The 25,797-nt window shown below is 69.3% G+C and carries 24 protein-coding genes and 2 pseudogenes; 8 read left to right on the top strand and 18 right to left on the bottom strand.

Annotated features, from left to right (window positions below; genetic code table 11):
- The first annotated feature begins 968 nt into the window (after positions 1–968).
- The 3 genes and pseudogenes from ACZ4UV_RS45745 to ACZ4UV_RS45735 all read left to right on the top strand — a co-directional run.
- Positions 969–1,253 (top strand): hypothetical protein, encoded by a 285-nt coding sequence (locus ACZ4UV_RS45745; RefSeq protein WP_467847116.1) that lies wholly within the window; start codon positions 969–971, stop codon positions 1,251–1,253.
- Between the two features lie 93 nt (positions 1,254–1,346).
- The gene (locus ACZ4UV_RS45740) at positions 1,347–2,741 is read left to right on the top strand and encodes an ISL3 family transposase (protein WP_467847111.1); all 1,395 of its coding nucleotides are present in this window, start codon (positions 1,347–1,349) and stop codon (positions 2,739–2,741) included.
- A gap of 24 nt (positions 2,742–2,765) precedes the next feature.
- Positions 2,766–2,918 (top strand): annotated as a pseudogene (locus ACZ4UV_RS45735) (ISL3 family transposase); the annotation flags it as partial.
- Positions 2,919–3,022: 104 nt separating this feature from the next.
- On the opposite strand, the gene ACZ4UV_RS45730 reads toward ACZ4UV_RS45735, so the two are convergent.
- Together ACZ4UV_RS45730 and ACZ4UV_RS45725 are read right to left on the bottom strand one after the other, a co-directional pair.
- On the bottom strand, positions 3,023–3,511 hold the full coding sequence (locus ACZ4UV_RS45730) for an NUDIX hydrolase (protein WP_467847461.1): 489 nt from the start codon (positions 3,509–3,511) through the stop codon (positions 3,023–3,025).
- A 681-nt stretch (positions 3,512–4,192) separates the two neighbouring features.
- On the bottom strand, positions 4,193–7,312 hold the full coding sequence (locus tag ACZ4UV_RS45725) for a hypothetical protein (protein ID WP_467847108.1): 3,120 nt from the start codon (positions 7,310–7,312) through the stop codon (positions 4,193–4,195).
- Positions 7,313–7,535: 223 nt separating this feature from the next.
- Here ACZ4UV_RS45725 and ACZ4UV_RS45720 point away from each other — a divergent pair, with 223 nt between their 5' ends.
- Complete coding sequence (locus tag ACZ4UV_RS45720) at positions 7,536–8,894, top strand: AlbA family DNA-binding domain-containing protein (RefSeq protein WP_467847103.1); 1,359 nt, start codon at positions 7,536–7,538, stop codon at positions 8,892–8,894.
- A gap of 921 nt (positions 8,895–9,815) precedes the next feature.
- On the opposite strand, the gene ACZ4UV_RS45715 is transcribed toward ACZ4UV_RS45720, so the two are convergent.
- The 16 genes and pseudogenes from ACZ4UV_RS45715 to ACZ4UV_RS45640 all read right to left on the bottom strand — a co-directional run bounded on the left by ACZ4UV_RS45715 (position 9,816) and on the right by ACZ4UV_RS45640 (position 22,376).
- Complete coding sequence (locus ACZ4UV_RS45715; protein ID WP_467847098.1) at positions 9,816–10,685, bottom strand: SPDY domain-containing protein; 870 nt, start codon at positions 10,683–10,685, stop codon at positions 9,816–9,818.
- Between the two features lie 27 nt (positions 10,686–10,712).
- Positions 10,713–11,313, bottom strand: a pseudogene (locus ACZ4UV_RS45710) (HAD-IA family hydrolase).
- Positions 11,310–12,443, bottom strand: a complete 1,134-nt coding sequence (locus ACZ4UV_RS45705) for an MFS transporter (protein WP_467847093.1) — start codon at positions 12,441–12,443, stop codon at positions 11,310–11,312. Before ACZ4UV_RS45705 ends, ACZ4UV_RS45710 begins: the two are co-directional and overlap by 4 nt.
- Positions 12,440–13,666: an ATP-grasp domain-containing protein gene (locus ACZ4UV_RS45700; RefSeq protein ID WP_467847458.1), complete on the bottom strand. Its 1,227-nt coding sequence runs from the start codon at positions 13,664–13,666 to the stop codon at positions 12,440–12,442. The genes ACZ4UV_RS45705 and ACZ4UV_RS45700 overlap by 4 nt, the downstream gene beginning before the upstream one ends.
- 289 nt (positions 13,667–13,955) lie before the next feature.
- Positions 13,956–14,255 (bottom strand): hypothetical protein, encoded by a 300-nt coding sequence (locus ACZ4UV_RS45695; protein WP_467847087.1) that lies wholly within the window; start codon positions 14,253–14,255, stop codon positions 13,956–13,958.
- A 32-nt stretch (positions 14,256–14,287) separates the two neighbouring features.
- Positions 14,288–15,523, bottom strand: a complete 1,236-nt coding sequence (locus ACZ4UV_RS45690; protein ID WP_467847083.1) for an MFS transporter — start codon at positions 15,521–15,523, stop codon at positions 14,288–14,290.
- Positions 15,520–16,038, bottom strand: coding sequence for a regulator (locus tag ACZ4UV_RS45685; protein ID WP_467847080.1), 519 nt, complete (start codon positions 16,036–16,038; stop codon positions 15,520–15,522). Before ACZ4UV_RS45685 ends, ACZ4UV_RS45690 begins: the two co-directional genes overlap by 4 nt.
- Entirely contained in the window at positions 16,035–16,877 is an 843-nt protein-coding gene (locus tag ACZ4UV_RS45680; RefSeq protein WP_467847075.1) for a winged helix-turn-helix transcriptional regulator, read from the bottom strand. Before ACZ4UV_RS45680 ends, ACZ4UV_RS45685 begins: the two co-directional genes overlap by 4 nt.
- Positions 16,878–16,917: 40 nt before the next feature.
- Positions 16,918–17,331, bottom strand: coding sequence for a hypothetical protein (locus ACZ4UV_RS45675; RefSeq protein ID WP_467847072.1), 414 nt, complete (start codon positions 17,329–17,331; stop codon positions 16,918–16,920).
- A gap of 10 nt (positions 17,332–17,341) precedes the next feature.
- Entirely contained in the window at positions 17,342–17,785 is a 444-nt protein-coding gene (locus ACZ4UV_RS45670; RefSeq protein WP_467847068.1) for a hypothetical protein, read from the bottom strand.
- Positions 17,782–18,264: a hypothetical protein gene (locus tag ACZ4UV_RS45665; RefSeq protein ID WP_467847064.1), complete on the bottom strand. Its 483-nt coding sequence runs from the start codon at positions 18,262–18,264 to the stop codon at positions 17,782–17,784. The genes ACZ4UV_RS45670 and ACZ4UV_RS45665 overlap by 4 nt, the downstream gene beginning before the upstream one ends.
- 101 nt (positions 18,265–18,365) lie before the next feature.
- On the bottom strand, positions 18,366–18,680 hold the full coding sequence (locus ACZ4UV_RS45660) for an SH3 domain-containing protein (protein WP_467847059.1): 315 nt from the start codon (positions 18,678–18,680) through the stop codon (positions 18,366–18,368).
- Positions 18,681–18,863: 183 nt separating this feature from the next.
- On the bottom strand, positions 18,864–19,610 hold the full coding sequence (locus tag ACZ4UV_RS45655) for a hypothetical protein (protein WP_467847455.1): 747 nt from the start codon (positions 19,608–19,610) through the stop codon (positions 18,864–18,866).
- A 735-nt stretch (positions 19,611–20,345) separates the two neighbouring features.
- On the bottom strand, positions 20,346–20,825 hold the full coding sequence (locus tag ACZ4UV_RS45650; protein WP_467847055.1) for a hypothetical protein: 480 nt from the start codon (positions 20,823–20,825) through the stop codon (positions 20,346–20,348).
- Positions 20,822–21,370 carry a DUF4913 domain-containing protein gene (locus ACZ4UV_RS45645; RefSeq protein WP_467847452.1) on the bottom strand — a complete coding sequence of 183 codons (549 nt, stop codon included), beginning with the start codon at positions 21,368–21,370 and terminating at the stop codon, positions 20,822–20,824. Before ACZ4UV_RS45645 ends, ACZ4UV_RS45650 begins: the two co-directional genes overlap by 4 nt.
- 250 nt (positions 21,371–21,620) lie before the next feature.
- A complete protein-coding gene (locus ACZ4UV_RS45640; protein WP_467847049.1) occupies positions 21,621–22,376 on the bottom strand; it encodes a DNA-methyltransferase in 756 nt (251 codons plus the stop codon).
- 513 nt (positions 22,377–22,889) lie between these two features.
- On the opposite strand from ACZ4UV_RS45640, the gene ACZ4UV_RS45635 reads away from it, so the two are divergent.
- From ACZ4UV_RS45635 to ACZ4UV_RS45620, 4 genes are all read left to right on the top strand, one after another.
- Positions 22,890–24,023 carry a C40 family peptidase gene (locus ACZ4UV_RS45635; protein WP_467847045.1) on the top strand — a complete coding sequence of 378 codons (1,134 nt, stop codon included), beginning with the start codon at positions 22,890–22,892 and terminating at the stop codon, positions 24,021–24,023.
- Between the two features lie 171 nt (positions 24,024–24,194).
- Positions 24,195–24,515 carry a hypothetical protein gene (locus ACZ4UV_RS45630; RefSeq protein WP_467847040.1) on the top strand — a complete coding sequence of 107 codons (321 nt, stop codon included), beginning with the start codon at positions 24,195–24,197 and terminating at the stop codon, positions 24,513–24,515.
- Positions 24,516–24,775: 260 nt separating this feature from the next.
- A complete protein-coding gene (locus tag ACZ4UV_RS45625) occupies positions 24,776–25,090 on the top strand; it encodes a DUF6112 family protein (RefSeq protein ID WP_467847034.1) in 315 nt (104 codons plus the stop codon).
- Positions 25,090–25,785 carry a hypothetical protein gene (locus tag ACZ4UV_RS45620; RefSeq protein ID WP_467847031.1) on the top strand — a complete coding sequence of 232 codons (696 nt, stop codon included), beginning with the start codon at positions 25,090–25,092 and terminating at the stop codon, positions 25,783–25,785. Before ACZ4UV_RS45625 ends, ACZ4UV_RS45620 begins: the two co-directional genes overlap by 1 nt.
- The last annotated feature ends 12 nt before the right edge of the window (positions 25,786–25,797 follow it).

The raw sequence follows: 25,797 nt of genomic DNA, 5'->3' as shown, positions 1-25,797 counted from the left end.
GGATGGACCGGGGCAGGTGCAAGAGCTCGTAACGTTCAGGCGCTGCGGTGTGACCTGCTCGCGAACAACGCCCGGTCGAGCAACAGCTGAACGTGCAGCTGCTCGGCGAGGGCATGCCGCCAGTGTCCGGCCTTCTTCGTCCGGGTGATCATGTTGCGCTGTGCGCGGGCGTCAACCTCCGGTAGCGGTCACCAGCTGCCCCTCGGCGTTGAGGCCGAACGAACTGCGCCGAGATCAGAGCCGCAGCACCCGACTCAGAGGGATCGTTGCCCATGTAACTACCCCTCGGTAGTTACCCCGCGTCTGTCTCTTATGGCTTACTCACCATGACTCAGATCTGAGTCATCACGGCGCGCTGACCTGCGAATCCAACGATCCGTGGATCACTTTTTCCACAGAACCAACTTTCGTTGGTGCGCAACCCCGGGGTAGTGTAGCTACATACTCATGAGAGTTTGGTGCTACGGCGAGGGGCCCAACCCCCGGTTGCCGCCGGGAATCAGGCCCCTGCCTGACGCTCTGCAATGAGCCCGGCCGTCTGATATCCGGCCGGGCTCATTGCATGAGTCCGTGCCGTACAGCCGGGGCCAGTCAGGGGCGCGTAAGTGCGATCCCTACCGCAGTAGCAGCCATTCGATGATGATTCGCAGGAACGGCAACCAGTCGATCAACGTCAACCGTTGCCGCGGCTTCCGTTTCCCGTGCCGGCCGCCGCAATCGTCGCGACGCACCATCGTCCACCTCCTGTGACCCCAAAGTGCCCTGGGGACCAGGGCCCTCACCGGTTGTCCGGCGAAGCACGTGAGGGGCCACATGAAGCAGTAGTTACTTTAGCCCTTCCCAAGTCACGCTGTGTGCGTCGGCGTGCCACAACTACTCTCCGGATTCGAACAACGCCCTTTGCCTAGCTGGGTGTTCGTGCAGGGTGTGTCCCATCTGCTGTTGCATTAACGGCTGTTGGGAGACGTATGCCGATCCATCCGGGCAGGATCGAAGACCTCACCGCGGGCACACGTGGTCTCGCCGCGCAGGCCGAGGAGCACGCGTTGAGCACCTCGCTCGGCAACTCGCCGCCGACCTCGACGCCCCAGGGCGGTCCGAACGCAAGCTGTCCGCTGTTCAGTCCCTACGCACTGCCGCGCAGGCCGTGCCGGCCCTGGACCGTCCTCGACCTGGTCGGCTCGGCTGACCTGCATCCAGGAGGCTCATACCCCTTGCTCACCGCCGTGGGGGCACTGCTGCCCGCTCTGTGATGACGATTTCTGAAATTGGCTCTGTCCGCAGTTCCGTGAATCCCCAGGTCAGCTAGGGGAACGAGGGATCGTTTCGGCAGAGTGTTTCCTGCCATGGCGAGCAAGACGGTCGAGGCTGTGCTGTTTCCCGGGATCGATGTGCGAGTAGAGCGTGTCAGCGGCTCCTCCGACGTCCTTGTGGTGGAGGCTGTGTCCACCGCTCGTCCGGGCCGGTGCCCGGACGGCCGGAAACAGGCGATGCGCATGCACAGCACGTACCAACGCGTCCTGGATGAAAGGCCGTTGGGCTCTCGCCGGGTCGTAGTCCGGCTGCTGCGGGTGCGCCGGTACTTCTGTGACCGGAGGAGCTGTTTCCGCAAGACGTTCGTTGAGCAGGTGCCAGGGCTGTCCGAGCGGCACCGCCGCTCCAGCACCGGGCTGACAGGCTGGCTGCGGTCGATCGCGATCGAGCTGGGCGGACGTCCGGCCGCGCGGTTGTGCCGCCGCCTGCGGCTGGCCGCGGGCAAGACCCGGCTGCTCAGGCTGTTGACGGCGCCGACGGTGTCGGACCGTGCGCCGCGGGTGCTGGGGGTGGATGAGTTCGCCTTCCGCAGGGGCTGCACCTACGGCACCGTGCTGGTCGACGTTGAGGCCGGCCGGGTCGTGGACGTGCTGCCCGACCGCACCTCCGAGACATTCGTGTCCTGGCTCAAGACCCATCCCGGAGCAGAGATCATCTGCCGGGACCGGGCGACTGCCTACACCAAGGCGGTCAGGGAAGCCGCCCCCAACGCCCTCGAAGTCGCCGATCGCTGGCACCTATTGCAGAACTTGTCCGCCGCGGTGGAAAAGACCTGCCACCAGCATCGTGACTGCTTGCGCAAACGCACCGAGGGGGAGCCGGTGATCGAAGTGCCCGAGGTGACCCCGATGCTGTTACGGCCCGCGGAACTGCCCCGCACCCAGATCATCGAACGCACCCGCCACCGCTACGAGGACATCCATCGCCTGCTGGAGAAACGCTGGACGATCAGTGCGATCGCCCGCCGGCTGGACCTCGACCGCAAGACCGTCCACCGCTTCCGGGACACCAACCTCGACCAGCTGCTCGCCTCGGCCCGCGAGCGCCGCCCCAATGGCGTCCTGGAGCCATTCAAGGCATACCTCAATGCCCGCTGCACCGAGGCGCAGGGGCAGGTCAGCGGTACCCGGTTGTTCCTGGAGATCCAGGCTCGCGGCTACCGGGGCAGCCGCCAGGTCGTCCGCAAACACCTGGCCGCCCTGCGCGCGGGCACCGCAGAACCGGTCCCGGTCGACATCCCGAGCCCTCGCAAGATCACCTCCTGGATCATGCGCCCCCGCGAGACCCTCACCGACAGTCAAAACGAGCGCCTCCTTCAAGTCCGGCTCGCTTGCCCGGACATCACCCGGGCCTGCGACTTGGCCCGCGCCTTCGCGGACTTGGTCCGCCACCAGCGCGGATACCTCCTGCTGGGGTGGATCCGGTAGGCCGAACAGGACGCACCGAAGCCGATGAAGGGCTTCGCTGGCTTCCTCCGCCAGGACCTCGACGCCGTCACTGCCGGACTCACGCTGCCGTGGAGTTCCGGGGTCGTCGAAGGTCACGCAAATAGGGTGAAAACCCCCAAGAGGGCTGTGTATGGACGAGCCTCGTTCGAACTTCTCCGGGCCCGGATCCTCACCCAGCCACGACCTCCCGCTCCGGTCAAAGCCATACTGGTCTCTGGAATCAATCTAGGCAGACCCAACACCCGCGCCGTCGGCGACACTCAGCCGTTCACCATGATCGGCGAAGCCGGTGGGCCGTCCTTCAGCAAGGACGCCAGCAATTCCGGCAGCTCAGTCGGCCGCACTACGTCCGAGGTCGTGACCAGTTCCGCCGCGGTCCACCAGCGGTGCCCTGTAATCGCGGCCTTCTCGATCTCTTCGAAAGCCGAGGTATCGACCTCGAAGGCAGGCACCCGGGCCACGTAGTAACGCTGGCGAACCTCATAGGCGACGCCGCTTCGGATCGCTGTCCACGGACGCCCTCGCCATATCTCCGGACCCAGCGAGACGCTCGTCAGCCCGGTTTCCTCCTGCAACTCCCGCAGGGCTGCTTGCCCATGGCTTTCGCCTGGTGCAAGTCCGCCGCCAGGGGTGAACCAGCGGACGGAACCGTCCTCCTTGTTCCTGGCGGAGAACAGCAGCAGCAGATCGGTGTCGTCCAGCAACACCATGCGCGCGCTTGGGCGCGGCACCAACCTTGCCTCCGGCATCACCACCTCGTCAGGTTAGGGCCACGCCCTGCGATCGACCAGCGGAGGTGGCACAGGGGTTGGGCTTTCACGGAACTGCGGTCAGAGCCATTTTCAAGGAGCCTCATCATCTGCTGCGCTGGGCCGGATACGGCTTCCTGTTCGGCTACTTCTGCCCGCTGCTGCACGGGCGCACGGGACTGGCGAAGGCGCTGTGGCTGTCCACCGCTGCCGCAGGGCCGACCTTGCTCGACCTGCTCCTGGCCTCGGCGTCGGCTCCTGTCTGGACCGGCGGCTTTGGGTACCGGGCTGGCAGCGCTGCTGTTCGTCGGAGCGCAGCCCTTTGTCACCGGCTTGGTGCAGCCGCCGTCCCTGCCCACGCCGCCGCCAGCCACGCCCCAGTCTCAGCCGGGTTAAGCAGGCAGATTGTCACAGCTGCTGGCTGACTCGGACGACGAATACTAGGGCCCAGAAGAAGGCGAACTGTTCCCTAACCGCTCACGATTGCTCTACGTCGTCATGACCCGCGCCCGTCACGAGGCGCACCTCGTTGTCCCGGCCAACTCCCACCCGCTGTGGGCGCCCCTCATCGCTGCCCCGGGGTAGTGGCCAGCGCGCTGGCCAGACGCGGGCTCATGCACCCCCAGAGGCAGCGCGCAGAGGAAAGGACCACCGTGCACGACGCATCCAGCGCCGAGCGCTCTACGTGTCGGTTGGGGCTGGCAGCCGGGAGCTCCGTCGGGCTGCCTGGCGGACTTGGCGGTTGACGTCCTGCCGCATCCGGGCGAGCAGGTTGTGTCCGTCGGGCAGATTCCGGGCGAGATTGACCCGCACGCGCCAGTCCGGATCATCGGCGAGGAGGTTTCTGCACAGGCGGAGGTCAGCGCCGTCGGCGTTGTTGAGGGAGGTCGCCAGACAGCGGATCCATGGCTGGTGGTGGACGGCCAGGGTGGTCAGCGGCGGAAGCAGGCGCGGTGCGAGGTGGCTGAGGGCCCTCGCGATCAGCCGCGCTTCCGCGTCGTTGGCGTGTCGGAGCTGGGTCAGGGCCAGGGTGACGATGCTGCCCGCCATGTCCGGGTCGGTCCCGGCCAGCCGTGCGGCACTCACCAGTGCCTGCTGGGGCAGCAGGGACGGCCCCGTTCGAAAGCGGAAGCGGTCCAGAGGGTGCTCCCGCGTGAATTCCTCGTCCTGGCCGGCGGCGAGTTCGCCGCGGGCGGCCCGGAGAGCGAGGTCCACGTACGGCTGTTGCTGGTCACGGGGCATGGCTGAGGCGGCCACGGTCATCGCGTCAAGGACCCAGCGCTGTTCGCCCCGCCCCGTTGGCTCTTGTATTTGCGCGGCGAGCCGTGGGGCCCAGGCCGTGAGCACGGCGGGAGGCAGCACCTGTTCGCCCAGCAGGACCAGTTCCGCTGTGCCGAGCTGCGTGCGGTCGCCGGGCTCGGTGCCGGGATCCCGGCCGAGCCGGTCGGCGAGGACCTCGCGGCACACGACCGGTTCGGCTCCCGCCAGCAGGAGCAGGCGCAGCGCGTCGAGGCTCCCTTGGCGTGCTGGCGCCGTGCAGGCCTCGGCGATGATCTCCGGGTGGCGGCTGAACAAGTCCTCAGCATGACTGACGACGGTGCTGATGAGGCCGCTGTTGCTCAGCACGGCCCGGGTCAGGTGTTCCACAGCTGCAGGCGCCAGCGCGCCGTGCACCTCGGAGACGGCGGCCAGGGCCCATGCCCGTGCGCGCGCCGTGGTAAAGCGGTCGGGAACGGCGGCCTGCTCGGACAGAGACGCTGTGCGTTGCGCTTGGGCGGGCGTGGCTGCGGGGGCGAATTTGGCGAGGGTGCCCCAGGCGGCGTCGGTGGGGGCGGTGAGGCCGGCCCCGGGGACGCCGGGAGTGGCCACTTCCTGCAGGGCTGCGTCGATCCATGTTCTGGCCGAGGTGTCCGTGAGTGCGTCTGCCATGCGTTCGGTGATGGCGAAGGCGCAGGCGCGTTCCCACACCGGGCGGCTGGCCAGGTCCTCAGGTGCGGGCCAGTCCAGTGCCTGGGCGGGCAGGTCCGGGATGAACTCGCGCACGGCTTTGTCGGTGTCGGCTGCCCCGGAGTTCATGAGGTGGGTCATCGCCGTGGTGGTGTTCCCGACTTTCATGTGGAGTCGGGCCAGGAGTTGTTCGGCCTCGTGCTGGTGTCCCCAGCTTCCCATGGCAACAGCGCGTCGCCGGTGCTGCAGCAGGTGTTGGCGGGCGTCGTGGAACTTCTCCCGCGCCAGGTCGAACATGGCCAATGCCCGGGTATCCGGGCCGGCGCGGAGGATACTGTCCTGATTGGCTTGGCGCAGGACTTGCTCGAAGCCGTGGGCGCTGAAGAGCCTCTCTCGTTCCCTGGGTGTCTCCGCGCTGCGGCTGAGGACCAGGCGTTGGGCGGCCAGCCACTCCCCGGCGTCCTGGTGAGTACGGGCGGCCAGCGCGAGTTCGACCGCATCATAGTAGCCGTCGACGGCGCCGTCCATGTCTCCGGTGGTGGCCAGGAAGCGGGCGCGGCGGGCTGCGAGCAGGCCGCGGACGGGAATCGGGTAGGTGTGGCGGGCAGTGCGGTGCAGCTCGCGCCAAGCCTCGCCGGTGATGTTGACGTCGGCCAGGCAAGCTCGTAGGCGGGCGCCGTCCAGGTCACTGGTGCCGCTGGTCTCGGCGATCACGGTGAAGTGGTGTGCCCTCCGGGTCACCAGCTCAGTGCGGTGCTCTGCCAGGGCGTGCTCGGCAAACAGGGTGGCTGCCTGGAGCACGCTGGGGTCGTCCGCCAGTTGGGCGTCGAGGTGTGCGGCGACGTCATCGAGCGTGACCCGGTGCTCGAATTCGAACTCGGCCAGGCATCCCAGGGTGTTCACCGTGCGGATCAGCGCATCGTCCGCCTCCGCCTGTTCCTTCGCCAGGCGGATCAGAGTGGCGCGGGCCTCGAAGGCACGGCCCTCGACCAGATCGCGGGCCATACGGGCCATGTCAACATGCACGGCCGCGTCGAAGTCGCCGGCCGCGTGCAGGGCAGCGGCCTGCCGGGCGCGCAGCGCCCGTGCGAAGGGGCGGTACAGGGTCTGTTCGAGCTGTTCGGCGATCCGACCGTATGCGGCGGCGGCCGTCGCGGGATTCTCCTGCCGGGCCTGGTCCGCGGCTGTAAGGTCTCCGTCCAGCCCGAGATGGACCACCGGGCCGCGCAACAGGGCCTGGGCGTTGGGTCCCTCGTTCGCCTCCGCGGGCGAGAGGACGGGCGCCGGGGGTGCCGGGCAGAACAGCTGGGTGGTAGCCGCCCCGAAGAACGCGGTCACGATGTCGGGGTGCGGGCGCAGCAGGTCCGACAGGCTCTTGCGGTTCCACAACTCGATCTGCAAGTCCGGGTACATGCCGCGCAACTCGAACAGTTTCTCTCTGATCTCCGTACGGTTCGCGTCGTGGGTGGTGACCACGACCAGCCGACGGGCCCCGAAAGGCCGCTTGCCCCGCACGTAGCGGCCCACCGCGCGTTCGAGGTCGTACTGGGTGAACTCCTTCAGGCGTTTGGCCTGGAAGACCGCCGCGTTCCTGCCCGTCACACCCACAACGTCGATACCGTGCTGGTTTTGTCCGCGCTCCCCGTAAAGCCAGGTCTCCTCCCAGCCCTCCACCCGCCGCGCCAGCCACGCCACCAGGTGCTCAACACTCTCCCATTGGAGATCGCCTGTGTTAAGCAAGAGCGGCGCTGACACCGTCAGCGGCCGGGCTGTCGCCGACGGAGCCGCCAGCAGCTCGTGGTTCCTCTCCATCCTGCGGACCAGCCCGTTGTGCACAGCCTCCTCGTCACTCATGGCAGCGACCCTACGGCTCGCCGCTGACAACCGGCCGCCCTGCCCACGGCCGCAGGCGAGGCACAGCAGTACTGCAGGTCCGTGCCGGACGCCAGTGGCCACGGGCCCTCTGCGTATCTGGCACTCTCGGGTACCGGCTCCTTGATCAGCGCATATCCAAAGCCGTTGCGGCAGGTGGGGCCCCGGGGATAGTTCTTCATACATGGTGATGCGATCACGGCGCTTGGAAGATCTGTTCGGAGCCCGGCTGGACGACTTGAGTTACCAAGACATCAAGGACCTGGTGGGTAACCATGAGGCAGCCGAAGCAGAGGATCTCGACTACAAGCGGGACCACTACGAGTCCAACGACAAAGGCAAAGAGGAGCTGGCCAAGGACGTTGCCGCTCTGGCCAACCACAGAGGGGGCGTCCTCATTCTCGGCATGGCGGAGGCCAAGGGTGTGCCGAGCCTGGTCTGCGATGTCGACCTCGACGACCACCACTTGAGGCGTATGCGACAGGTGATCGCGAACAATACGGCCCCGCCGGTCCCTTACGAACCGATCCGCATCCCGAACCCCGACGCTGCTGGCACTGGCTTCATCCTCCTGACCGTTCCTCGCAGCCCGCAGGCTCCCCATGCCGTGACAGCCACTCCGACGAAACCTTCGAAGGACGTCCTTCGCTATCCCCGGCGCGGTGGGAGCCAGACCGAGTGGCTCACCGAAACGGTTGTGGCCACCGCATACCGGGCCCGGTACACAGCAGCAGTCGCGCGCGATGAGCGACTGGCCGATGTGGAAAGCGACATCGTCATGGCAGTCGTAGAGCGCACCACTCCACACCTCGTCGTTGCCCTGGTTCCGGAGGTTCCAGGCGAGATGATCGTCAACGCAGCTACCTTCGAGCGATACCGGGTGGAACTCCTGGGCGCGGAGTTGTACCTCGGGCAGGGTGACCGATTGTTCGGCTATGCCACGGTTGGAGCGCGCCGGCTGATCGCTCAGGAGGGCAGAGGGGACCAGGGTGCGCGGGCGGAACTGCATCGCGACGGCAGCGCAGCCATCGTTCTCCCGCTTTACATGCACCAGTCGAAGATCCGAGGCGATGAAGTCGATCTGCAGTTCGTCGAACTGGGGGAGGTCGTCTACAAGCTGCTGTGTGCGCTGCCGTTCCTGGCTGGCCATGCCCGTGACCGGGCTGCGGCCAGCGGGACGGCAATGGTCAGGGCTGTGCTGGTGAACGACATCGGTTCCCATCCCGATGCGTCCATGCATACGGTCGCGGAGCACCGCGATCCGTTGCCCATGACCGTTGACCGCCTGCATAGCGGTGTCGGGCGACGCCAGGAAACCAGCACGCAGCCGTGCGAGTACGCCTACTCCGAAGCCACCGTGCTGCTCGATGACGTGGCAGACCACGGAAGAGGCCTACTCCAGGCCGCCGCCGTACTGGCCGACGAACTCCTTCACGCCTACGGCATCCCGGAGACGGGGCTGATCACCACGGACGGGCAACTGCGCACCGCCGGCTTCACTGACCACAACCGAGGCGCCCTCACGGCCTGGGCGAGGGAGCACAACCTCATTTTCGCAACATGACGGCCCCTCGGCGGGCCCGGAGTTTCGAGCCCCGCGTGCCGGCTGTCGCTCCAGCTGGTACGGCCATGCGCAGCAGCTTGCGCAGTCACTCAAGCCACCTCGCTTAGGGAAATGGACATCGCGCACGACGACCCCAGCTCCATCACAGGGTTGCTGGGATGGAGATACAACCGATGTCTGCCCACCAGCCTCAACGAGCTTACCGAACCCGAGCACGGATGCTGAGCAGCCGCTGAGCCGCGTGCATCGTGAAGTCACAGGTCAAGGGTCTGGTGTGAGTGACGACTCGGGTACTCGCGCCGGTCGGCGGCCGACGACCATGGCGTAGATCATCGGGCAGGTCCGGTTCCGGCGGATGCCCGGTTCGGCTGCGCCCGCGACCGACCCCCGCCTACGATCCGTCAGCAGGTCGGCACGCCACGAGGCCGAGGGAGGCTGCGAGGATATGGGAGCGGCAGTGGATCACCGCTCGCCGGGCTGAACTGGATGATCTCGCGGAGCAGTTGACCAAGCAGCTTCAAGACGTACGGTCGGAGCTGGTGGAGCCACTGCGGTCCGCGGTCCTGTGTGACCTATGCGATATCTGTGGCCGGCCTCGTTGTAGCCCCGCGACGTACCGGGTCACGGTCCGCCCGGGGCGAGGGTCCGCCTGTTCGGTCAGGGAGGTGTTATGCCGTTGAAGGCGATGTCGAGGAGGCGTCCGCCGGCGTTGGGGGTGGATTCGGCGGCGGTCGCGATGGCGCCGGTCATGACGAGCAGCTCCGTCGAGTTCACGTCCGCGCGGGCGGTGCTACAAGCCCCATGCAGTGCCGCAACAATGGTGAGACCTCACATGTGGTCGTGGAAGGGGAGGCACAGCTCGGCGAAGAACTCAGGAGCCTGCAGGGACAAGAAGGATCTCCCGTCGGGATCGGGAGCGTGCTATCGGCGCGGGCCGGGCAGGGACGGCCGGCTGGTGGTGCTCCAGCGCGGGACGCTGGACGCGGGAAGCACGGCCGGGCGGCGGGAGGCGACGGCCCGCTGCACGTCGAGCGGGGTTGGGGCCGGCGGTCCGGGCGGAAGGATGGGCGTGAGTTGGGCCATGCCCTCGATGTAGCTGAGGGTCTCCTCGCGCCACCGGGGCAGCGGAGCCGGGTCGGCGACGCACTGGGTGACGGCGGTGAGCAGAGCGACGGGGGTGTCGGTGCTGGCCGTGGCATACCAGGCGGCCCGGTCGATGGATTTGCCCGCCCACAGCTGCCAGCGAGCGTCTCGGGTTGTCAGTTCGGTTTCCGGGTCGAGGTCGCCGGTGGTGAACTCCAGGCCGGCGAGTCCGTTCGGCGCCTGGATGGCGAAGACTCCCCAGCGCGGGCGCTCGATCTCCCAGCCCTGTTTCAGGAGCGGGACGACGGCGAGGAAAGGGTCGTGGTCGTCGGTTCCGGAGACCGGCCGGGTGAGGTAGGCATCCGGCCCCTGCTGGTACGCCGTGGCAAGGGCAGCGGTGAACGCCTGGACGAACTCGGTGGGGACACGGTCGTTGAAACAGACGCCCCAAGTCGGCGGCCCGAAAGGATCACGGTAGGCGTTGATGCGCCAGAGCCCGTCGTCCTCGCCCTCGGGGAGGTAGCCCAGCTGGACCTTGCGGTCGGAGGCGGTGACGTACACGTTGCCGAGGTCGTCGTGATGAAGGTCCCAGCCGAGGTCAATGAGCGGGGCGAGGGCTGGGTCGCCGGTAAAGGTGCTGCTGGCGAGGTAGCGCGGAGAAACGAAGACGTCTCCGACAATCGTGTGCAGGTCGTCGAGGGGGTTCACAGATTCCTGAGTGGTGAAGGCGGCGGGTCAGGCAGCGACTACCAGGGCTTCCTGGAGGGCATTGCTGGAGCCGGTGTAGTGCAGCGTCCGAAGGCCCAATCGGGCAGCGGCCTGGCAGTTGTCGGCGCGGTCGTCCACGAATAGAACGCGTCGTGGATCGCGAACTCCGGTGGCCCGCAGGGCCCCTTGGTAGGCGGCCAAGTCGGGCTGAGTACAGCGCCTGGGTCATCATGCGTCGCCACCTGTGGGTGTCGAGCACGCTACTGAGGTGGAGGGGTGCGTTGGACAGCAGAACCATGCGCAGTCGGGTGGCGTGGGCGCGGCGGAGGACGGCAAGGACGCTCTCGTCGGTCTCGGTCCACATGTTCGTGTCCGCGGCGAGGAGTTCGCGAAGCAGGCGGGAGCCGGGGTGGGTACCGAGGACGCGCGCCCAGTACGCCAGGTCGCTGACCTGACCGGCGTCGTAGAGGTCGCGGGAGTTCCAGAAGGCGCCTTGGAAGCCAGCGAGATCGGCTTCGGGCCAGGAGGCGGTGCGGGCCAGTCGAAGCCAGTGGGTGCGGTTGGGCTGCCGTCCGATGACGCCGTTGTAGTCGAGGATGACGGCGTCGAGGCTGGTGGGGCGGGTCAAGGGGTGGTGTTCTCCAGGGCGCGGCGGGCGAGAGCGGCGACGGCGGCTGCGAGGAGGGCGGGCAGCAGCAGAGCGGTGGTGCTGGCGAGAGCGCCGATGAGGGCGGGGCCGGCGAGCAGGCCGAGGTAGCCGGTGACGGAAACCGTGGCAACGGCCCTCGGCCCTTGGCTCCCGGCGGCGGTGATCAGGGAGGGGACGGTGCCGGACAGGCCGAGCCCGAAGACCGCCCAGCCGGCCAGCGCCACAGCCACGCTGTCGGCCAGGACGCCGACAGCCAGTCCGGTGGCGGCGAGCAGCGCGCCGGCGCGGACCAGGGCAGGGGTACCGAAGCGGGTCGTGAGCCGGTCGCCGGTCAGCCGGCCGGTCGCCATGCCGGTGCTGTAGAGGGCGAAGGAACTCGCAGCAAGGGCCGTACCGGCGTGCAGGGCGTGCACGTGCAAGGCGGCCCAGTCGGCTGCCGCGCCCGCCCCCACGAGGCTGGCAGCCGCGAGCGCCCCCAGCAGCCATACCCTCCCCGGCGCCCGGTCCCCCTCGGCCCCCTGGGGATCGAAGGTCTTGGGGCCGGTGCCGCTCAGCGTGCGGGTGCGCGGCCCGGCCACGAGCACGCTCGCCGCCAGCGATGCACCGACCGCCAGGAACAGTGCGCTGTGGGCTGTGCCGGCGGTGGCGGCGGCCAAGGCGGCGCCGCCCAGCGCGCCGATCGAGTACGCAGCGTGCAGGGACGACATGATGGGCTTGCCGTAGGCGTTCTGGCAGCGGACCGCCCCGGTGTTGGCGGCGACGTCCAGGACACCGTGCGCGGCGCCGAAGGCCAGCGCCGCTGCGAACAGCGAGGCCAGCGTCCGGCATTGTCCCAGCAGGGCGAGTGCTGCCGCGAGTGCGACAGCTGCGCCAGTCAGGAGCGCGCGGAGGCGTTCGGGCTGGGTGAGGCGGCCGCCGGCCTGCAGTCCGGCGACCATACCGACAGCGGCGGCGAGCAGGACGAGGGAGAGGCTGCCGGTGGTGAGGTGGGCGGCGTGCTGGACATCCGGCATCCGGGCGCCCCACACTGCCATCACTACGCCCAGGCCAAGGAAGTAGCCAGTCAGCAGGGCACGGCTGCGCCGGAGGGAAACGTCGGTACGGCTCATGTGCGGCGCCGACCGGCGACAGGTTCATCGGCCGGGCGGGGCTCGACGTGGACCTGGATGCGGCGGGCAGCTTCCTGGGCGCGAGCCTGTGCGAGGTCCGCGGTGGGCGCGGTGGTGATCAGGTAGCCGACCCGCGCGGTCCACATGTTGCCGCCGTCGGCCGGGAGAAGCAGCTGGTCGCCAGCCTGGTGCTGGAAGTGCACGCGGTCCAGCCAGTCCGGGCTGGCGCCGTCGAAACCGAGCCGGAGCAGGGTGCCGGAAGTGTCCGGGTAGAGCAGCTGGATCGCGGCGGCCGAGGACCTCGTCGGGGTGAGGTCGGGGGCCCGGCCACAGGCGATGTCGGCGGCGGCGCGCGGCAGGTCGATGCCCGTGGCGAGCCGGACGAGGCGGCCGATCATGTCGCCGGCGATCCGGCCGTTGACCTCGACCAGCCGTGGCCGGCCGTCGACCAGCCGCATCTCGACATGGCAGACGCCGTTGGTGATCCCCAGAGCGCGGATCGCGGCCCGTGCCACGGAAGTCACCACGTCGAGCAGCGGGTCGGCCGCGTCCACGCAGTGGGCCAATTCCTCGAAGAACGGCGGAGCGCTGACCGCCTTGCGGGTGACCGCGACCACGGTGGTCTCGCCGCGGTAGGTGACGCACTCGACCGACACCTCGGGCCCATCGAGATACTCCTCCACGAGCACGCTGGTGGACTCCCGCCCGAGCCCGGCCGCTTGGTCGGCGAACGCGAAGGCAGCGGTGAGCTGTTCGGGGGTGTCGGCGCGGATCACGCCGACACTGGCCGCGTGCGCGGCGGGCTTCAGCACGAGCGGGTAGCCGATTCTCTGGGCCGCCGCCTCGGCCTCGGCCAGGGTGCGCACGCTCACCGAAGCAGCCGACGGCACGCCGTGCCGTGCGAACAGGGCCCGGGAGATGGCCTTGTTGCGGCACGCCTGCATGGCCTCCGGGGTAGTGGTGGGCAGGCCGAGCTGGCGGGCGAGGCGGGCCACAGGGACGAGGTACCACTCGGTCCAGGTGAAGACCCCGGCCAGGTTGTAGCGTTCGGCCAGTATCCGGCCGGCCGCGGACAGTTCCGCCTGGTCTGTCGGATCGGACACGACCATGCAGTCCCGCAGGTACGGCACCTCCCACGACGGTTCTTGGCCGGTGATCAGGACAACGTCATAGGCGGCGGCCACGGACTGAAGGCAGTACCCGCGGTATGCCTCGGCCTCCATGTCGGCCGCGGCAACGACCAGGACGACGGGACGGTCGGACAAGAGCAAGCTCCTTTGGGATGGGAGGGAGGAAATGGGCGGGCATGAGGTGACGGACCGCAGCAGCACAGGACGGCTGCTCGGCGAAGAGCCGGCGCGCGGCCTGCGGCGTGGTGGGACCTCGGGCCAAGGCTGCTCGCGCAGTCCGTAGACTGCGGGGGCTGTGCTGACAAGGGACTGCCAGGCGGCCCGACGGGCAGTTTTCGTCCGGCTGAGAAGGGCGCGGAAGCGATGGGAAAGGAGGGGGTTGTCAGGCGGCGCGGCGGCGCAGTTCGAACACGCTGACCCAGTGGGGGTGGTCGTCGATCAGACGGCGGGCGTAGAGGGCGGTGAAGTTGTTGTTCAGCCCGGGGACTCCGTAGGGAAGTTGGCGGCGCAGGTCTTCGAAGAGGTCTTTGAGGCTGACCCGCGTGGCGCCTGCGGCCAAGCGGCGGTTGGCGAGGCGTCCCAGAGCGCGGTAGACGTGTGGGTTGTGCGCGTCGAAGGAGTTGAACTGCTCGGTGATGGTGCGACCGCTGGGGCGGTTCCTCCCGAGGACGGTGGGGGGCATGAGGTTCTCCGCAGGCTGGGGGCGAAGCAGGGTCAGGTGCGCAAGGCGGGATCCGTGCGCAGTCGGGCGAAGGCAAGGAACAGGCCGAGGGCCTGCAAGACGGCGCAGGCCGTGATGACGTGGTCCAACGCGTCAGGCGGGGTGAGCGCGGTCAGTACGCCGGCGACGGGGAACGGCAGCAGCAGGATGAGAACGGTCACCGACAGGGTGCTGCCGAACTTCTCCGCTGGGATCAGGCGGGAGCGCAGGGTGCGCAGGACCATCGTCATGCCGCCGTCCGCCGCCATGAGGATCGCGACCAGGACCAGGTAGGACAGGTAGTCGGGGGCCTGGGCGGTGGCGAGGCAGGCGGCCGAGGCGAGAGCACCGCAGGCGGCGCCGACCAGCCACAGGCCCAGACGGTCCAGCGCGAACCGGCAGAGCGCGACGCTGAGGAGCGTCGCTCCGGCGGCTGCGGACCAGACCAGGCCGACGGCGGTGGTGGACTGCCCGAAGTGCTCGACGACGATCACCGGACCGGCCGCCTGGAGCAGCCCGGTGGCCAGGTTGGACAGGGTCAGCCCGGTCACCAGCCAGCCGAGCGCGGGCAGCGAAGAGATGGTGCGCCACCCGGCGAGGAGGCCGGAGCCGGGCCGCCCCTTCGGCGCGCGGGCCGGGACGACGGGTGAGGGAGGTGTGCGCAGAGCGAGCAGCGCGGCGAGCAGCGAGAGCACGGTGATCACGGCGAGCATCGTCGGCGGCCCGGCGAGCAGGAGCAGTCCGGCGAGCGCCGGGCCGGCCAGCGTCGCGGTCTGGTCGATACCGAGCAGGACAGCCTGGACACGATGGGCCCGTGCACCTGCCCGGCGGCCGGCAGCGGCGCCCGCAGTCTCGGCCGCGATGTAGCTGAACTCGGTGAGCACTCCGGTGGGCGCCGCGAGCGCCATGACGGTCACGCTCGCCATGGCGCCGACCGGGTGGAGGTGGAGGAGAACCGCGCCTGCGGCGAGGGCCAGCGCGCGTCCGAGGGAAGCAAGGTGGAAGACCACGGATGCCCCGCGCCGGTCCACGATCGATCCGGCCCACCCGAACGCTGCCAGCCGCGGGATCCATTCCAGGGCGAACGCGGTGCCCGTCAGGGCGGCGGAGCGCGTGGTGGCCAGGACCAACAGCGGGATGCCGTAGGCGGACATCGCAGACGCCAACGCCTCAGCTGTGCGCGGTAGGTAGATACCGCGCACCAGCCCGGCGATGTAGCGCGCGTGCCGGGGCGTGACCGCTGCGCTCACGCGACCGGCTCGGGATCGGGAAGGGCGGTGAACTGCGGGTTGCCCGTCAGCCACCGGAGCAGGAGGGCGCGGGGACGGGCAAGGTCCGCCTCGGCCTCAGCACTAGGCAGGCGCGCGGCGGGCAACCGGGCCAGGCTGTCGGCGCTGTCGGCCGCGAGCGAGGGTGTCAGCAGGTCGAGGACGTAGCGGACGCGGGTACTGAACGCACAGACCGGTGCCGGGGAGGCGTGGCGTCGGGACCATCGCGCCGCCGCGTCATACAGGTCGGCCAACTCCGCACCAGCGTCCGTGAGTCTGAGTCCGGCGCCGGGCGCGGTCCGGACGAGAGCGTGGGTGCGGGCTGTTTCGACCGCGCGGCGCAGTTCGTGCGTGGAGAGGTCGGGGAGGGTGGCGGCCAGCCGTCGTGGCGGTATCGCCCCGTTGTCGTCGATCTCGGTGACCAGCCGGATCAAGGAGCGAGAGGCCAGCAGCTCGACCGCGTCGCGCACTTCGACGGGGGTGAAGAGGGTGGTCATCGGCGCGGGCCTCCTGCCGGGACGGCCGCCTTCGGGCGGGCGATCGTGGCATGGGAGAAGAGATCGCGGCTCTGCCAGGCCGGAGCGGACTCGCCCGTCCGGACCGGAAGGAGCGCCGCGGGGGCCGGCCGGGACGGGCTGCTGACCCACGGCCTCGGCGCGGACCTCGCCTGCGGCTGCCCCCAGACCGGGTGGTAGGCCGCCCGATTGAGGGGCTGCCCGGCGGACCACGCGGACAGCGCGCTGAGCACCGGACCCAGCCCGCCGCCCGCCGCCGAGAGCCGGTAGGGCCGGCCGGTGCCCTCGGAGTCGACAAGGCCGTCGGCCACGAGCTGCCGCAACGGGGGGTAGACATTGGTCCAGTCGCTGCTGGGCATCACGATCCGGGCTAGGGCCCGCCCGCTGACCTCCTCACGGGACTTCAGCACCCACAGGATGGCGGCGGCGTGCCGCCGGGTGAGCAGGGTGAGGCTGTCCTCGATCTGCTCGATCGCGGGCAGCGGACGGTCCGCGGTCTCCAGATGCTCCTCGGCCCAGGTGACGAGCATCGGCAGGACCGGCAGCAGAGCCACGCCCCGCTCGGTGTGGCCGTAAGCCACATGCCGTGCGGTGTGTTCGCTGCGCTCGACGAGCCCGGCGTCGCACAGCGACTTGAGCTTGGGGTGGAGCTGGCCGCTCTGTAGCCAAGACACCTTGGCCGCCAGCTCGGTGTACCGCAGCGGCGGCCCTGAGAGTGCCAGCAGGATCCTCACGTTCCAGCGCGGGGTGATCATGGCGAGGGCCTCGGTGACCCGGGCGATGTCGGCGTCGGTGTCGGGAGGCAGAGCAGTAACGGCCAAGGGAGGAACTCCTGGGTGAATGAGGGGAATCGCCCGCGGGTCAGCGGCTGCGCGCCACGCTCTGGGCTCCAAGGGGCGGAGCCGGTAGCGACGGGGAGGGGGGCGGCGGGGACTGCGCTGGGGCCGGGACGCGGGTGAGGCTCTGGAGGACAGCGGCAACTGCCTTGGCCTGGACATCACGCACGGCGACGGCTTCAGCAAGCCGACGGGAACCGTCGAGGAGGTGAGAGACCTCGTGCCGGCCGACCTGCCGCTCGGGGTGGACGAGCCGGGCGACGTGATCGCGGTGGACGTCGATGCTGCGCTCGGCGTGAGCGAGGTCGTCGTGCATGCTGAGCAGGGCGGAAAGCATGCCGGGCGGCTGATCCTGAGCGTGGGCTTCGAGGTCGGCGAGCGGCGCGCCGTACAGGTCCTCGATCCGTCCGGCTATCTCGGTGGACGTGAGGTGGGGCAAGCCGGGGCTTTCAGGGTCGGCGGGCCCGGGCCGCCCCGACACGCTGAGGTGCCGGGGCGGCGGACGGGGGCAGGGTGGCGGTGGCCTTGACCTGCGTCATGCGGACGGGCCTGGCCTGCTGGTCGGGCGGGGGCATCGTGCGCAGCAGCTCGCCGAGGGCCGCGCGGTAGCTGTCGCGGGCATCGAGCGCGGCCTCCAGCCACTGCGCGTCGAAGCGGAGCTTGTCCGCCGACAGCTCGCCGATGTCGCGGTCTGGATCCATGTCCGCGTGCACCCGGTCGCGGACGCGGACGACCTGCTCCTCGGTCAGGGCCAGGAACGAGCGCAGTTCCAGGGCACGGGCGAGGGCCGGAGAGGCATCGTGGCCGACGGCCGCTTCGTGCAGCTCGGGGAGCGGGCTGCCGAAGACCTGCTGCAGGTCGGCGTCCATGGTGCTGGCCCTGACCGGGCTCATCGAGCCGGTCTTCCCGCCCGCCACGCCGACGCCGGCGCGGGTGTACCCGCTGGTCGGTGGGGAGCGCTGGTCTGCACCGCCGGACCGGTTCGGGGGCGAAGGCGGGCGAGCCGTTCGGCGGCGAGGTCTTTCTTGCCCGGAGCGTCGGGGTCGAGGAGCCATCGCACGACCATGGCCCGGCCGTCGCGGGCGGTGACGGCCGCGTTCACGCGGTGGGCGAGGCCCATCGTCGGGTCATCGACCTCATTGGGCTGGGTCTCCAGCGCGGCGAGAAGATCGTCCTCCGCGCGGTCGAGCACGGACTGAGCCTCGACGAGAAGGCCATGCCACCTGACGACATCGGTGGCGCCAGGATTCGCCACCGGAGCTGCGGCGACCGCGGCCTTCAATTGGTCCATGTCCATGCCGAAGCGCGCTTCGATCCGTTCGGTGAGCACGCCCACGACATCCTCAGCGTCATCGGATATGCCGTCGGACAAAAGGAAACTCCTGTTCTGAAAAAGTGCCGATGCCTTGGGGGAATGTGAGGGGACGCCGTATTCGGCGGCTCAGCCGCCTATGGGCGTCTGTTGAATTCCTGTCATTCCAGGCACATGCGGACGTCGCGGTAGACGTACGTGCCGGACACCCAGCCCTTGACGCCGGTCGCCTTGTCCGTGATGTAGAGCCAGTTGCCGCTCTTCTGGGCCACGCTGAACCTGTGGCTCTTGTAGAGCACGCCGAGCGCGGTGGACTTCGAGCTGGCCTTGGACCGGATGGTCACGGCCTGGGCGTGCACCTCGTACCGCAGCGGCGGCTTGGACGGGCAGCTGCTCGCCGGGGCCGCGGAGACGGCAGCAGGTGCCGCGCTGACGGTGGTGGCGGAGAGCACCGGCAGGGCGAGCGCGCCGAGCATTGCCGTAAATATGGCAATTCGAGTGGAGCGCATGCGGAAGAAACCTCCGTGAAGGCATGGGGATTGCGGGGAAGAACGCTGCGGGAGTTGTTCCAGCGGCTGTACAAGAGTCCGGAGAATCGCCGGTTTGGCTAACCGGCGATCGTCGGCTATATTCCGGCGGCCACGGTCGAGGGTGGCGGCTCAGAACCGACGGCCGGGCGGGCACGGAGCAGGGGTCTTTGGCACACCGGCCGGGCGACTGACTGCGGCTGCTGCGGGGCGGACCGACGGGAGGGGGCCGGCGTCGCCGGTGAGGCGGTCCTCGCACCACTGCAGGGCGGCCTCCTTCGTGTCGAAGCCGCCCTCGCGCAGGGTGTGGGTCCAGGTGTCAGTGTCGACCTCCTCAACCACGACACGGAACGGGCTGGGAGCTCGCTCGTCCAGGGCGCGCAGTGCCACAACGGTGGCCATGTCGTCCAGGTCGTCGCTGGTGTAGGAGTAGCCCAGGGCGTAGTGGTCGCCGTCGCCCGCGAGGCGTCGCTCCAGCGCCCGCGTCGCCTCGTCCGCCGGCGGTGGGCCCAGCTCGGGATCAAGGCTGATGGCGTCGTGCGGGCAGCCGCGGTGGATGAGCCAGGACTCCGCCATCGCGGGCAGCGGCAGGGGGGCCTGCTCGAAGGTGAACGTCTTCTTCTCCCGGTCCCGCTGCAGATGGACGGCGAGGACCTGCGGCATACCGGGGTGTCCCCAGGTGGCGGTGCGGTCGAACAGGACGTAGTAGCTGTGCGCTTCGTTGTGGTGTTCGGCGAGAGGGACGAGCATGTCCTCGCGGACGGCGACCTTACGGTAGAAGTCGCGGTACATCTCCTCGTCGGCGTCGAAGTCGTCCAGCTTGAAGTCGACCTGGGGGATGGATCTCCGAGCCGGCGCCGGTTCGGTGGGAGACAACAAGGGCCTTTCGGTGGAGTTCAGCGCCGCTGCGCCGGGGCAGATGGCGACGTGCCGGGGCGGGCCGGGCAGCTTGGGTGCCAGGGTCGTGGGGGGCCGCCGGGCGGCGAACAGCGCGGCGCGTCCGGCGTCGGTGAGGACGACCGGCTGGCCGGCGTGCACGGGGTGGCCGGTGTCCCGGACGACCAGACCGGCGTCCTCCAGCCGCTGGAGCTTGGCGTGAGGGATGCGGGTGCCGGAGGCAGTGGTCACGGACATACGGCCGGTCAACAGGTGTTCGTAGAGCTTGGCGCCGCCGGCGACGGCGAGCAGCGCGGCCTGGTCGTCCGTCGAGAGCTGCTGCGAGTAGGGCGCCGAGGCCGCCGCAGCGGCCTCGATCGGCTCCAGAGCGGCGAGCACATACCGGGCAGCGGCCTCACGCGCGTCAGTGGCGTCCTCCAGCTGGTCCACGGTGCGATCGATGCGTGTGAACAGGGCGTCATCGACTACGAACTCGCCGCTGGACAGGCGATGGAGGAGTCGGAGGTAGAAGGTGATGCCGGTCTGGGTCTTGGCCAGCTCGCGGTGCCGGTCGACCAAGTGGGCGTGTGGCTCGTCGAGGACGCCGCGGTCTCGGAAAGCCCACAGGGAGCCGATGTCGTGGCCGGTGACGGCTTCGATGCGGTGGTCGAGCGGGGAGAGCACACGCCAGCCTGGTGGCGGCGCGGGTTCAGGGGGCATAGGCGACGCTCCGGGCGATCAACGGGCCTGATGGTGCGCGAGGTTGTGTGCGGGGCGGGGCAGGCCCGGCAGTGCGGTGGATGACGGGCCGGGCCGGGGCGCGGGGGTGCGGGTGGTCAGCTGCGGGGAACGGGAGCGAGCCGCGTGGGTGCGGGCGCTCAGCGGCCGGCGGGTCATCCCCAGCCGGCGGCCGACCTCGTCATAGACGTCGTTGCCCGCACGCGGCCGGATCGCGACGACGTGAATCTCCTTCGGGTGCGCGGACTCCGCGGGCGCTGGACGGACGCCGTAGACGACGCGCCAGTCCTTACGCGAATCCACGAACAGCTTTCGATAACCCTCCAGATCGCCGTCGAGGCGCAGCCCGAAGCGCTGCGCGTTCACGACTTCCTGCAGGTAGGCGAGGGTGAGGTCGCGGATATCGCTGGGTGCCTGCAGGAGATCGGTCAGCGCGCGCGGGTCGAAGCTGAGGCCGAAGGCGGGCTGTCCCGCGGTCATGACGTCGGCTCGTCCGGCTCGGCGACCTTTGCCGTGGCCGACGCCGTCTCCGTGCGTACCGATGGCGGCGGGCCGGGCAGAAGGCGGTGCGCGGGCCGGTCGGGAGAGGTCATGCAGGCCGACAGCGGCCCGCCCGGCGCGCGGATCGCCGCAACGGCGTGGGTGAGGAAGTCCCGGTGCCACACGAACAGGCCGGAGAGCCCGGCTTCGGGGTCCTTGTGCTGCTGGTAGGCGAGCCACAGGGCATGGAGCCAGGCCACGACGTCGTCGTGCTCCTGCCACTGCAAACACCAAGGCGCCGCGGTGGTGACCTCCGCCCCGTAGACCGGGAGGTAGAAGTCGTCGACCCAGTCCGACAGGGCGTCGAGTTCGTCCTCGCGCTCCTCTCCGTCCAGTTCCAGGATCGGCCGGGGCCCTGGCGGAACGGCCGGAGCCGGCGGCCCGCCGAGCCTGGGCATACCGAAGGCCGCGAACGGCGATCCGCCCGGCACGGGGGCGGACGCGATCTGGTCGAGCTGCTGGGCCTGCTGCGCCGACTGCTCCATGAGCCGTCGGACGCTCGCCTCGATCCCCTCCAATTGCGGGTCCGGAATGCGAACCGGTTCCAATTCCCCGCCGTCTGCGGGTTCTATGGCTTCGGGCATGAAAGGTACGGCCTCCTACGAGACACGAGATGACAGGTAAGCGGAATTCACGGCGCACCGACCCGCCGGAGGGTTGCACGAGCTTCTCGGCGGACTTGGGAACAGACTGGGAGGGTGCGCGGGTTCCCGGAGCGGAATATGCCGCAGCGGATCAGACGGTGAGAACCACGTCGTCCTGGGTGAGCGTTTCGCGGATCGTCTCGGTGAGCCGGTCGGCCGCGATCGACGCGTAGTGCTCGGTCTTCTCCACGCCGATGAAGTCGCGGCCTTCCAGCAGGGCGGCGACGCCCGTGGAGCCTGAGCCAGCGCAGAAATCGAGGACCGTGCCGCCCTCGGGGCTGATCTTGACCAGCTCGCGCATCACCTCGACGGGCTTCTGCGTGATGTGCCGGCGCTTTGCCCCCGAGGGCTGCGAGGCGCTGTAGAGGCCGGGCAGGTAGACGGGGTTGCGGGAGCCGTCGATCGCGCCCTTGGACGCCCAGACGATGAATTCACAGTTCTGGGTGAACCGACCCATCTGCGGCCTGGCCTGCGGCTTGTGCCAGGCCAGCACCCCGCGCCACAGCCAACCGGCCGCCTGGATCGCGTCCGTTGTGGTGGGGAGCTGGCGCCAGTCGGTGAAGAGCAACGCGGTGCCGCCGGTCTTCGTGAGGCGGTGGGCTTCGGTCATGATCTGCGTCAGCCAGAACCCGTACGAGCGGCCGTCCATGTTCTCGCCGGTGAAGTCCGGCAGGGCGTGCTGGGCGTCGGCGGAGGTGTACTTCTGCTTCGCGGAGCGGGTGGTGCGCTCCTTCGCCGTCCTGCCGCCCGAGTTGTACGGCGGGTCGGTGATGACGGAGTCGACACAGCAGTCCGGGAGGCCGACGAGAACGCTGAGTGCATCGCCCTGGTGCAGGGAAGAAGGCAAAGAGGAACCCCAATTCGGGTGCGGGATCGCGGAGGGAACTACCCGTCTCGCGCAGAGTCCTTGCGGGCCGGAAGTGGGCATGCGGAAAACCCACGGCCACGGACCGAGGAGGACGAGGGGGGAGTCCAAAAACTGTAGAGGCGAATCCGCCGACGGCCAAGAAGTGCCCTGCCGAGGTGCCGAATTCCGGCACCCCACGCCGACTTTTTGGTCAACCGCCGATCTGCGCCTACTGTTTTTGAACCGCCCGGCGCACACCGCCGCTGGCTACACCCTGCCACGCCTCACGGAGGTACCCCCTGTCCTGGCACATCTAGCTCACGGCCCGGCCACGCCAAGCGAGCGGCAACTCGCCCACACCGGCCCGCCTTGATCACCCACCCCGGCTGCCGCGCCCTTCCAACTCGCCTTGTGCACGCGGCACGCTGGACACCGCACCCCGAAGGACACGTTCATGACGTCTCGCTACCCGCCCCTGTCCGACTTCGCTGACCGGCGAGCGGTCCGCTCGGGTTGAAGGCGCTCGCCGCCGGCATCGGCGTCGTCTTCCTCTCCCCGATCCTGATCGCCGGCACCGGCATGATGCTCGCCTCCTCGGCCGACGCGGTGCAGAGCAGCGGCTCCTTCAGCAGCTGTCTGACTGACATCGACACCGGCAAGGTCGCCGAGCAGGTCACCAAGATCCTTGACGGCGCGTCCGGCAAAGACGTCCGCATCGAGGGCCTGGACCAGCCCGCCGAACAAGTCCCCAACGCGGCTACGATCGTGGCCACCGGTCTCTCCCTCGACGCCCCCAAGAAGGGACAGATCATCGCGCTCGCCACCGCGATGCAGGAGAGCCGGCTACGCAACCTCAACTACGGGGACCGTGACTCCCTCGGGCTGTTCCAGCAGCGTCCCTCCCAGGGCTGGGGCAGCGCCCAGCAGATCCGTGATCCGGTCTACGCCTCCGAGCAGTTCTACGAACACTTGCTCAAGGTGGACGGCTGGCAGCAGATGACCGTCACCCAAGCCGCCCAAGCTGTGCAGAAGTCCGGGCTGCCGGACGCGTACGCGCAGTGGGAGAACCTGGCCACTGTGCTGCAGGAAGCCATCGTCCAGACCTTCCCCGGCGGCGGCAACGACACGGACGGCAAGGGTGCGGACCAGGGCAAGCAACCGTCGCCCGGCACAAGCGGCTGCACTCCGGGTGAGGACGGTTCCAGCTTCGACCGCATCCCCGAGGGAAGCGTCCCCAAGGGCTACAAGATCCCCGAGGACGCAGATCCGAAGGCACGCGCAGCCATCGAGTGGGCGATGCAGCAGCTCGGCACGCTCTACCAGTGGGGCGGGTCCTGCAAGAACGCGCACGGCCCCGACCCGATGGGCCGCTGCGACTGCTCCAGCCTGATGCAGCAGGCGTACGCGCATGCCGGCGTCACACTCACCCGCACCACCTACACGCAGGTCAGCGAGGGCAAGGCGGTCTCGTCCGCCCAGCTCAAGCCCGGCGACCTGATCTTCAGCCGCGGCACCCCCGCCCGGCCTGAGCACGTCGGCATGTACCTCGGCTCGGGACTCGCGATCGAAGCACCCAGAACTGGAAAACCAGTTCGCATCACTGCGCTCGCGGACTGGGAAGTCCTCGCCGCGCGGAGCGTCATCTGACCACCGGTGCGCCCGGCCGCACCGCCCCTGAACGGGATACCTCCCGGGCTTCGCCAGCACTTGCGCGGACGAGCCTCACCGGACCCGCAGTCCTGGCCATCCCATTCCACAGTACGGAGCATTTCCTTGATACCCCACCACCGCGCCCAGCGTGCCATCACGGCAGTCTCATTGACCCTGGCCGTCGCCGCAGGCGGCCTGGCCGCCGCCTCCACGGCACAGGCGTACGACACCGACACCACCACGATCAGCTGCAGTGCGGTCAAGGTCCACAAGGCGCCGTCGACGACATCGACGGTCGTGGGCATCGGCTACCGGCACGACAAGGTCGTCTACGACCAGTGGGCGTATAAGAAGGCCGAGCGGACCTGGTACACCCGCGGCACCGTCACCCGGAAGGCCGACGGCAAGAAGATCCGCGGCTACATGCTCTACAACTGCGCGAATCCCTACAAGACCAACCCCGCGCCGAAGCCGTCGATCCCGAAGTAGCGCGCCTCGGCCGCCGCCCCGGAGCGTGAGGCAAAGCGCTGGCGCCAGCAGTCCCTGGCACGAGCTGGTGGCCCCGCCGCAGCCTCGGGACGACACCTGCATGTCCTCGTGCACGCCACGCTGCCGCGCCGCGGATATCAACCGGGCCGGCCAATTCCCGCACCGTTGTCGGTCTTCCTTCCCGAGGCAGTCGCCTCGCGCCTCCCCCCTTCCCGTCGGCCCCCGCCTGGCCTGCGTACGCAAGGAGCCTCGCCACACCAATGTCCGTCCCTCTCGCAGACCGTTTCATCCAGCTCGCCTACGACCCAGGAATCTCACCCCAGGGCGGCGGTTTGCCCGGCCTGAGCGTGCTGAAGAACGTCGTCAACAGCATCAACTTGTTCGGGATCATCGCCGTAGTCGGCGCCCTCGCCGTCTCGCTGGGCGTATGGGCCTGGGGGCACCACACCGGTGGGCACCAGGCCGAAGCCAACGGCAAGAAGGGCGCGGTCGTGGCCGCCGGCGCTGCCCTCGGTCTGGGTGCCGCGAACGGAATCGTTGCCTTCTTCTCCGGCTTGGGGTCGCAGGTCCACTGATGCGGAACCGACTCCCCTCCTTTTCGCTGTCCTCGTACGGCGTGGGCTGGTCAGCCAACCGGCGCATCGCGATGGTCACTTGCGTCGTCGCCGTCCTGCTCGCCATCGCCGGGATCGCCGCCGTGGTGACCGGCAGCGGGAACGGCCACCAAGCTGCGGGCACCGCCGCGTCGGCCCCGGCGGACAGCAGCCCGTCATCCAGCGAGGCCGCCCCGAAGCCGTCGTCCGGGTCCGGATCGGTGCCCAAGCCCCCTCAGATCGCCGAGCCGGTCGCCTACGCCAAGGCAGCGGCCCAGATGCTGTGGTCCTACGACACCCGCGACACCGGCCGCGACCAGCAGCTCGCTGGCATGCGCGCCTGGATGACCACGGAGACCAAGTACGCCGACTGGGCCTCGGTCTCCGGTCAGGTTCCCGATCCGGTGCTGTGGTCGCGGATGGCCGACCAGGACCAGTACGCCATTGCCCACGTCACCGAGGGCCACTACCCCTCCGCGTTCAAGCAGGCGCTGGCCGATGACCCGTCCGCGATCACCGAGGCGTACATCTACGTCGTCACCGTCAACGGCACGCAGCAGATCGCCTGGAAGAAGGGCGGCAGCGGGGCCGAGGAACGGGCCGTGACCCTTGCCGTCCAGTGCCGACCGAGCCACGACTGCACCCTGGCCGCCATCGCCCCGAGCGTCACGCAGTGATCCGCGCCTGAG

The sequence above is a fragment of the Streptomyces sp. NPDC028289 genome (genome assembly GCF_055565975.1).
Note: the sequence above shows the minus strand (reverse complement) of the source record. Positions and strands in the feature narration are given on the sequence as shown.

What these genes read in the sequence shown, in the direction of transcription:
- ACZ4UV_RS45745 (WP_467847116.1), top strand. Translation starts at nt 969, where the DNA reads ATGCCGATCCATCCGGGCAGGATCGAAGACCTCACCGCGGGCACACGT.
- ACZ4UV_RS45740 (WP_467847111.1), top strand. Translation starts at nt 1,347, where the DNA reads ATGGCGAGCAAGACGGTCGAGGCTGTGCTGTTTCCCGGGATCGATGTG.
- ACZ4UV_RS45730 (WP_467847461.1), bottom strand. Translation starts at nt 3,511, where the DNA reads ATGCCGGAGGCAAGGTTGGTGCCGCGCCCAAGCGCGCGCATGGTGTTG.
- ACZ4UV_RS45725 (WP_467847108.1), bottom strand. Translation starts at nt 7,312, where the DNA reads ATGAGTGACGAGGAGGCTGTGCACAACGGGCTGGTCCGCAGGATGGAG.
- ACZ4UV_RS45705 (WP_467847093.1), bottom strand. Translation starts at nt 12,443, where the DNA reads ATGAGCCGTACCGACGTTTCCCTCCGGCGCAGCCGTGCCCTGCTGACT.
- ACZ4UV_RS45700 (WP_467847458.1), bottom strand. Translation starts at nt 13,666, where the DNA reads ATGGAGGCCGAGGCATACCGCGGGTACTGCCTTCAGTCCGTGGCCGCC.
- ACZ4UV_RS45695 (WP_467847087.1), bottom strand. Translation starts at nt 14,255, where the DNA reads ATGCCCCCCACCGTCCTCGGGAGGAACCGCCCCAGCGGTCGCACCATC.
- ACZ4UV_RS45685 (WP_467847080.1), bottom strand. Translation starts at nt 16,038, where the DNA reads ATGACCACCCTCTTCACCCCCGTCGAAGTGCGCGACGCGGTCGAGCTG.
- ACZ4UV_RS45670 (WP_467847068.1), bottom strand. Translation starts at nt 17,785, where the DNA reads ATGAGCCCGGTCAGGGCCAGCACCATGGACGCCGACCTGCAGCAGGTC.
- ACZ4UV_RS45660 (WP_467847059.1), bottom strand. Translation starts at nt 18,680, where the DNA reads ATGCTCGGCGCGCTCGCCCTGCCGGTGCTCTCCGCCACCACCGTCAGC.
- ACZ4UV_RS45650 (WP_467847055.1), bottom strand. Translation starts at nt 20,825, where the DNA reads ATGACCGCGGGACAGCCCGCCTTCGGCCTCAGCTTCGACCCGCGCGCG.
- ACZ4UV_RS45645 (WP_467847452.1), bottom strand. Translation starts at nt 21,370, where the DNA reads ATGGAGCAGTCGGCGCAGCAGGCCCAGCAGCTCGACCAGATCGCGTCC.
- ACZ4UV_RS45625 (WP_467847034.1), top strand. Translation starts at nt 24,776, where the DNA reads ATGTCCGTCCCTCTCGCAGACCGTTTCATCCAGCTCGCCTACGACCCA.
- ACZ4UV_RS45620 (WP_467847031.1), top strand. Translation starts at nt 25,090, where the DNA reads ATGCGGAACCGACTCCCCTCCTTTTCGCTGTCCTCGTACGGCGTGGGC.